Source organism: Gillisia sp. CAL575, from assembly GCF_000403785.1.
In the GTDB taxonomy this organism is placed as follows: Bacteria; Bacteroidota; Bacteroidia; order Flavobacteriales; family Flavobacteriaceae; genus Gillisia.
In genome coordinates this window covers 729,159-735,795 of the sequence record NZ_APHJ01000021.1, presented here as the reverse complement: position 1 = coordinate 735,795, position 6,637 = coordinate 729,159, and the positions used below count along the sequence as shown (strand labels likewise).

Below are 6,637 nucleotides of genomic sequence, written 5' to 3'. Positions count from 1 at the left end.
TGTTTTATTGAGTTTCTTCGCTATCCTTCAAGTAATTTATTGTAAAACTGAAGAAAATCTTCGGAGTTGAGATCCGGTTTCACAATTTTGTAGAGGGCGGTGAAATGATAAAAAATAATCCCGCAGATTACGCTGATAAACGCAGATAAATATTAGGGAACCTGTGAGATCTGTGAGAAAATTTTAGTAGGCGAAAAGACTTCTCGACTCCGCTCGAAGGGACAATTGGCTTTTCTTTGTCATCCCGACGGCAGGAGGGATCTTTTTTAATAGTAGGAATATTGCTCCATTGAGATCCTTCACTGCGTTCAGGATGACATTTTCGATGTGCTGTAATTAGTTCACATTTCTACCTCCATGTGGCATTCTACTATCATAAAAAAAGGGTTAGGGATAGTAGCGGGTAGCTCCCAATACATTTTTATGTGTTGGGACTAAAAGCGAATAGCCCGGCCGCTCTTTTTGGAGCGGAAACCCCATAAAAAAAGCCTCGAAAATTCGAGGCTTATAAGTTATTCTTCTTTAATGGCATCCATTTTGAAGTCTTCCATAAATTTGGTAGTGTAATTACCATCTACATAATCTGGATGGTCCATTAACTGCCTGTGGAAGGGAATAGTAGTTTTTACACCTTCTATAACGAATTCATCCAAGGCACGTTTCATTTTACTGATTGCCTCTTCTCTAGTCTGGGCAGTGGTGATCAATTTCGCGATCATGGAATCGTAATTTGGAGGAATAGAATATCCGCTATAAACGTGCGTATCTATTCTCACACCATGACCACCTGGAGCGTGTAAATTTGTGATCTTCCCTGGAGAAGGTCTAAAGTCGTGATAAGGATCTTCTGCATTAATTCTACATTCTATAGAGTGCAGTTTTGGGAAATAATTCTTTCCTGAAAGCGGTATTCCGGCCGCAACTAAAATCTGCTCCCGAATAAGATCGTAATCTATTACCTGTTCTGTTATTGGATGTTCTACCTGGATACGAGTATTCATTTCCATAAAGTAGAAATTCCTATGCTTGTCTACCAAGAATTCAACAGTTCCAGCTCCTTCATATCTAATGAATTCTGCCGCTTTAACCGCTGCATCTCCCATTTGCTTTCTCAACTTATCTGTCATGAAAGGAGACGGAGTTTCTTCTGTAAGTTTTTGGTGTCTTCTCTGGATAGAGCAATCTCTTTCTGAAAGGTGACATGCTTTTCCTGTGCTATCTCCAACAATTTGGATTTCGATATGGCGAGGCTCTAAGATGAGTTTTTCCATATACATTCCGTCATTTCCAAAGGCAGCAGCCGATTCTTGTCGAGCAGAGTCCCATGCTGTTTGCAGATTCTCTTCTTTCATTACGGCACGCATTCCTTTTCCACCACCACCGGCGGTAGCTTTTAACATTACCGGAAAGCCCATTCCTTTAGCAGTCTTTAAACAATCTGCATAATCTTTAAGCAATCCTTCAGATCCTGGGATACAAGGAACTCCTGCAGCCATCATAGTTGCTCTGGCAGAAGCTTTATCTCCCATTTGATCGATCATCTCTGGACTAGCACCAATAAATTTGATGTTATGTTCTTGACAGATCTTAGAGAATTTTGAGTTTTCTGCTAAAAATCCATATCCTGGATGTATGGCATCTGCATTGGTGATTTCTGCAGCTGCAATGATGTTTGATATTTTTAAATAAGAAAGGTTACTCGGTGGCGGACCTATACAAACTGCTTCGTCTGCAAATCTTACGTGAAGACTTTCAGCATCTGCAGTAGAATATACCGCTACGGTTTTTATACCCATTTCCCTGCAGGTACGGATAATTCGCAATGCGATCTCCCCCCTGTTGGCAATTAATATTTTTTTAAACATACCTTATATATTTTTTACTGAAACAGTAAAATTAAATCTAGTGAGAAGGTGAATTTATGACGGATCTACCAAGAATAATGGTTGATCGAATTCTACTGGGGAAGAATCGTCTACTAATATTTTTACTATTTTTCCTGAAACTTCACTTTCAATTTCATTGAAAAGTTTCATCGCTTCGATCACACATAGAACATCTCCCTCTTTAATACTATCTCCAACTTCAACAAAAACTGGTTTGTCTGGAGATGGTTTACGGTATAATGTTCCAATGATTGGAGATTTTACCGTTATGTATTTATCGGATTCATCGGGTGCAGATTCTTTAGAATCAGAAGCAGCCGCATGTGGAGCGGCTTGGCCTTCAGCAGGCGCTTGCTGTTGAAGAATTGGTTGTTGCATTTGACCTTGCATTGGCATTTGTTGAACATAAGTTGGTTCCTTATCTTCAGATCCTGTTTTGATGGTGATTTTAATATCATCCATTTCAAGTTTTACCTCACTAGCACCAGACTTTGCTACAAACTTGATTAAATTTTGAATTTCTTTTATATCCATAATAAGAATATTAGGGTGTTGATTTGTTAAGAATTATAGGCCCATTTTAGATAGATAGATCCCCAAGTGAATCCGCCTCCAAATGTGGCAAATATTAAATTATCTCCTTTTTTAAATTGTTTCTCGAAATCGCTCAATAATAATGGCAAGGTTGCAGAGGTGGTATTTCCGTATCGCTCAATATTCATCAATACTTTCTCTTCTTCAAGCTTCATCCTACTTGCAGTTGCACCAACAATACGTTTGTTTGCCTGGTGCGCAATTAACCAACTAACATCATCATTAGTAAGATTATTCTTTTTCATGATCTGCTCACTCACATCGGCCATGTTGGAAACGGCATATTTAAACACTGTTTTTCCATCTTGCTGAACAAAGTGTCTTTTACTGGAAACGGTTTCTTCTGAAGGTGGCATTAAAGATCCACCTGCTTCGATTTTTAAAGAATGTCTTCCAATTCCATCACTGCGTAAAATTTCATCCTGAAAACCTAATCCTTCAGTATTAGGTTCAAATAAAACGGCTCCCGCTCCATCACCAAAGATAATGCAAGTTGTCCTGTCTGTATAATCTATTATAGAAGACATTTTATCTGCTCCTATAAGTAAGATCTTTTTATATCTTCCAGATTCTATGTAAGCACTAGCTGTAGACATTCCATAAAGAAAACCAGAACATGCAGCTTGAAGATCATATGCAAACGCATTTGTAGCTCCAATTTCTGTAGCAACATGAACAGCTGTGGCTGCAACTGGCATATCTGGAGAAACAGTAGCTAGTACAACTAGATCTATTTCTTCCGGATTAATTTTCGATTTGGTTATAAGATCTTGGGCGGCCTTTATAGCCATATAAGATGTTCCTAAAGTAGGATCTTTAAGGATGCGGCGCTCTCTAATTCCTGTGCGTGAAAAAATCCACTCATCATTGGTGTCCACCATTTTCTCCAATTCTTTATTGGACAAAATATCTTCAGGGACATAGGCACCTACAGCGGTAATTGCTGCTGTGATTTTATTCATAAAAGTCTAATTTTAAACCCTTTGCAATAGAAAAGAACTATTACTTAGAGAAAGAAAAGTACTAAAAATTCTTTGAATCGGGTTGCAAAATAAGGCCTTTTTAGGACTTATTCAACTTAAAACAAAAAACTCCCACAATGTGAGAGTTTGTATTCTAGCAAAGCTCTATAATTAGGCTTGTACCTCTTCTGTATTATCTATTAAAATCTGACCACGGTAATATAATTTACCTTCATGCCAATGAGCTCTGTGATACACATGTGCCTCTCCTGTAGTAGGATCTTTTGCAATTTGTGGAACAGTAGCTTTATAATGTGTTCTTCTCTTATCTCTTCTCGTTTTGGAGATTTTTCTCTTAGGATGTGCCATTGCTACGTATTATTTATCGTTTAATAAGTTTTTTAATTTATTCCAGCGAGGATCTATATTTTCCTCATTGTCATTATCTTCATAAGTTCCTTTCGGACTTAATTCTTCTAATTTATCGAGTACATCAGATTTTAATGTGCCATCTTCTATACCCGGATGAATTCTTTTATGTGGAACTGCTAATACGATAATCTCATACACATATTGTGCGATGTTTATTTCGTATTCTCCATGAGGTAATATTAATAACTCCTCATTTTCATCGTTAAATTCATCTCCAAAATTCACAACCAATCTCAAGCTGCCATCAATAGGCATATCAAAAGGTTCATTTGTAAGATCGCAATTAACGTTTACAGTCCCCGAGATTTCAAAAAAAAGCTCCATCATCGTGGACTTTTTTTCTAGCACTACATCTGCATGTAAAGCAGCACTATTGAAATCTTCGTATTCAAAATCTTCAAAGAACTCTTTGCCAATCTCGTATTCAAACTCGTGGCTGCCAATCTTAAGCCCAACAAATGGGATTGTATATGCCGCTAATTTCCTCATAACATCATCGTTTTCACGCGCCCGCCCTCGAGCTAAGGCAGGTGCAAAGATATAAAATATAATGAATTAACTATTCGTTATAAACAATATTTTGTTTATATCTTTTTTCCTAGTTTTTTCAGGGGGTTTCGAGTGATATTTTTATATTCTTCTCTCGTTTTATAAATTTCTAAAGCCTTAAAGACGGCTTCTTTAAATGAATTTATATTAGCACAATCCTTACCTGCAATCTCAAAAGCCGTCCCATGATCTGGTGAGGTCCTAATTTTTCTTAAGCCAGCAGTATAATTTACTCCTTCTCCAAAAGACAAGGTTTTAAATGGAATTAATCCTTGATCATGGTAAGATGCGATCACTGCATCAAAATTCGCATGATTCTTAGACCCAAAAAAACTATCTGCTGCATAAGGCCCATAAACTAAATTCCCTTTATCTCTAATTTTTTGAAGCGTTGGTTTTAATATCTCTTCATCTTCGTTCCCTATTAATCCATTATCTCCACTGTGAGGATTAATTCCTAACACAGCAATTTTTGGTTTGGAAATTCTAAAATCTTGAATAAGGGTTTTGGTTATTGTTGCTATTTTCTTTTCAATGAGCTCTGGAGTGATTACACTTGCAATGTCCTTTAATGGAACATGATCTGTTAGTAATCCCACTTTTAAATTACCAGAGATCATGAACATTAAGCTATCTCCTTTTAATTGTTTCGCTAAATAATCTGTATGACCAGGAAATTTAAAATCTTCAGACTGAATAGTATTTTTATTAATTGGAGCTGTTACCAGTACATCAATCTCATTTGAAACTAAAGCATTTGTTGCTGCTTCCAAAGATTTGAAGGCATATTTTCCACTTACAGGATCTTCTTTTCCAAAATTTATTTCTACGTTCTCTTTCCAAATATTCACAACATTTATCTTTCCTTCAATGGCATCCGCGGCAGATTCTACTCCTTGAAAATTTAGAGAGAGTTTAAAATGTTTCTTGTAGAAATTTAAGGTTTTAACTGAAGCAAAAATAATAGGGGTGCAAAAATCCAACATTCTAGAATCTTCAAAGGTTTTTAGAACTATTTCTCCACCAACACCATTTAGATCTCCAATACTAATTCCTAGTTTTATCTTTTGAACGGACTTCATAATTATTCCCCTTTTTTATTTATATTTTTACACCACAAATGTAACAATAATCTACAACCATGTTTACCGGAATCGTTGAAGAAGTAGGAGAAATACTAGAAATTAAGAAAGATAAAGGCAATCTCAATATTTACGTAGCTGCCTCTATGACTTCAGAATTAAAGATAGATCAGAGTGTAGCTCATAATGGAGTTTGTTTAACTGTAGTTGCTATTAATGATAATTCTTACTTGGTAACAGCCATTCAAGAAACATTAGATAAATCTAATTTAGGAAGTTTGAGTGCTGGTGATTCTGTTAATTTAGAACGCGGAATGAAGTTGGGAGCAAGATTAGATGGGCATCTAGTGCAAGGACATGTAGACCAAACTGCTGAATGTATTGGCGTAAAAGAAGAAAATGGGAGTTGGGTCTATACTTTTAATTATGATACGACTTTAGGAAACATCACTATAGAAAAGGGATCTATTACCATAAATGGAGTTAGCCTAACTGTTGTTAATTCTGAGATTAATCAGTTTAGTGTTGCCATTATACCTTATACCTATGAGCATACTACATTTAAAAATCTAAAAGAAGGCGATACTGTAAATCTGGAATTTGATGTTATTGGGAAGTATGTAAAACGCTTAACTCAAATAGGTTAAGCCTCTTTTCTGGATCTTAAATAATAGATGCCAAGTCCTAATCCAGCTATTAACAAGTATGGTAGTTTGGAATCTATTGGTAATCCTGGTGGTGGTGGCACTCCTTGCCTGCAATCTCTAGCTTCTCTACAATCACCTCTACAATAACGTTGCCCTGGAGGGCAGTTATTTCCATTTCCATGATCTTTTCTCTGTGCTAAAACCTCAAAATTGAAAGAGAATAAAAGAATTAAAGAAATCATAGTAATGCGTATAAGACTTTTGGGAACATTAAATGCACTACACCCAATAACGCCAAAAGATTTTATTGCGAATAAAAAAACCGCTCTTATTTCTAAGGCTATGTAGATCAGGGCTTTTCTCATTTTAATTATGTGCAATTTACTTTATATATAAATCACTTAAAAACTTGTTCAGCAATATTAACGTAATAATCTCCAATTGGGTTTCAAATATTTAAAATTAATCCTGTAATAGAATCAAAA

At 36.0% G+C, this 6,637-nt stretch carries 8 protein-coding genes; 1 reads left to right on the top strand and 7 read right to left on the bottom strand.

From position 1 onward, the window contains the following. Positions 1 to 512: 512 nt before the first annotated feature. The 6 genes from accC to pdxA form a co-directional block, all read right to left on the bottom strand. Positions 513 to 1,865 carry an acetyl-CoA carboxylase biotin carboxylase subunit gene (gene accC, locus I130_RS05985; RefSeq protein WP_034920446.1) on the bottom strand — a complete coding sequence of 451 codons (1,353 nt, stop codon included), beginning with the start codon at positions 1,863 to 1,865 and terminating at the stop codon, positions 513 to 515. Positions 1,866 to 1,919: 54 nt separating this feature from the next. Beyond that, on the bottom strand, positions 1,920 to 2,420 hold the full coding sequence (accB, locus tag I130_RS05980) for an acetyl-CoA carboxylase biotin carboxyl carrier protein (protein WP_034920445.1): 501 nt from the start codon (positions 2,418 to 2,420) through the stop codon (positions 1,920 to 1,922). A 26-nt stretch (positions 2,421 to 2,446) separates the two neighbouring features. After that, positions 2,447 to 3,442: a beta-ketoacyl-ACP synthase III gene (locus tag I130_RS05975; protein ID WP_034920443.1), complete on the bottom strand. Its 996-nt coding sequence runs from the start codon at positions 3,440 to 3,442 to the stop codon at positions 2,447 to 2,449. 171 nt (positions 3,443 to 3,613) lie between these two features. Then, entirely contained in the window at positions 3,614 to 3,811 is a 198-nt protein-coding gene (gene rpmF, locus I130_RS05970) for a 50S ribosomal protein L32 (RefSeq protein WP_034920441.1), read from the bottom strand. A gap of 9 nt (positions 3,812 to 3,820) precedes the next feature. After that, entirely contained in the window at positions 3,821 to 4,363 is a 543-nt protein-coding gene (locus I130_RS05965) for a YceD family protein (RefSeq protein ID WP_034920438.1), read from the bottom strand. Between the two features lie 95 nt (positions 4,364 to 4,458). Next, positions 4,459 to 5,505 (bottom strand): 4-hydroxythreonine-4-phosphate dehydrogenase PdxA, encoded by a 1,047-nt coding sequence (gene pdxA / locus I130_RS05960; RefSeq protein WP_034920437.1) that lies wholly within the window; start codon positions 5,503 to 5,505, stop codon positions 4,459 to 4,461. Positions 5,506 to 5,564: 59 nt separating this feature from the next. On the opposite strand from pdxA, the gene I130_RS05955 reads away from it, so the two are divergent. Continuing rightward, positions 5,565 to 6,152, top strand: a complete 588-nt coding sequence (locus tag I130_RS05955; protein WP_034920436.1) for a riboflavin synthase — start codon at positions 5,565 to 5,567, stop codon at positions 6,150 to 6,152. On the opposite strand, the gene I130_RS05950 is transcribed toward I130_RS05955, so the two are convergent. After that, positions 6,149 to 6,517: a hypothetical protein gene (locus I130_RS05950; RefSeq protein WP_034920435.1), complete on the bottom strand. Its 369-nt coding sequence runs from the start codon at positions 6,515 to 6,517 to the stop codon at positions 6,149 to 6,151. The two genes, I130_RS05955 and I130_RS05950, sit on opposite strands and share 4 nt — an antisense overlap. Positions 6,518 to 6,637 lie beyond the last annotated feature (120 nt).

What these genes read in the sequence shown, in the direction of transcription:
- accC (WP_034920446.1), bottom strand. Translation starts at nt 1,865, where the DNA reads ATGTTTAAAAAAATATTAATTGCCAACAGGGGGGAGATCGCATTGCGA.
- accB (WP_034920445.1), bottom strand. Translation starts at nt 2,420, where the DNA reads ATGGATATAAAAGAAATTCAAAATTTAATCAAGTTTGTAGCAAAGTCT.
- I130_RS05975 (WP_034920443.1), bottom strand. Translation starts at nt 3,442, where the DNA reads ATGAATAAAATCACAGCAGCAATTACCGCTGTAGGTGCCTATGTCCCT.
- rpmF (WP_034920441.1), bottom strand. Translation starts at nt 3,811, where the DNA reads ATGGCACATCCTAAGAGAAAAATCTCCAAAACGAGAAGAGATAAGAGA.
- I130_RS05965 (WP_034920438.1), bottom strand. Translation starts at nt 4,363, where the DNA reads ATGAGGAAATTAGCGGCATATACAATCCCATTTGTTGGGCTTAAGATT.
- pdxA (WP_034920437.1), bottom strand. Translation starts at nt 5,505, where the DNA reads ATGAAGTCCGTTCAAAAGATAAAACTAGGAATTAGTATTGGAGATCTA.
- I130_RS05955 (WP_034920436.1), top strand. Translation starts at nt 5,565, where the DNA reads ATGTTTACCGGAATCGTTGAAGAAGTAGGAGAAATACTAGAAATTAAG.
- I130_RS05950 (WP_034920435.1), bottom strand. Translation starts at nt 6,517, where the DNA reads ATGAGAAAAGCCCTGATCTACATAGCCTTAGAAATAAGAGCGGTTTTT.